Genomic DNA, 296 nt, shown 5'->3' with positions numbered 1-296 from the left:
AGGGTTGCAAGATAGGATGCAAGTCAGGCAAAAGCCGGTTGCATAATCTGCAAAAGTTGTGTTATAGTTTCAGGCTTGGCAGTTGCCGAAAACTTAGGGTTAACCCGAGCGGGTGTTCTGATGTTTCGATAGCTGCTAAAGAGAGCGGATCCGAAGGGGTCGCAAGCAAGAAAGCGGTGGCGCGAAAGCGAACGAAGCTGACTTGACAAGCGATAAAAACTCCTTCATAATCTTTCCTCTCTGTTGCTGAAAACAGCAAGCGACGCAAGGCGAAAGCCGCAGCGAAGCAAGCGAGT

At 49.7% G+C, this 296-nt stretch carries 1 protein-coding gene; it reads right to left on the bottom strand.

Features of this window, described 5'->3' with window-relative positions; genetic code table 11:
• Positions 1-61: 61 nt before the first annotated feature.
• Positions 62-296: hypothetical protein (locus tag AC27VE_RS30750; RefSeq protein ID WP_488705860.1), on the bottom strand; the 235-nt coding region annotated here is incomplete at its 5' end.

The organism is Achromobacter sp. 18P8.1.1 (assembly GCF_057799415.1).
The sequence above is the reverse complement of the archived record's forward strand: the minus strand, read 5'-3'. Positions and strand labels throughout refer to the sequence as shown.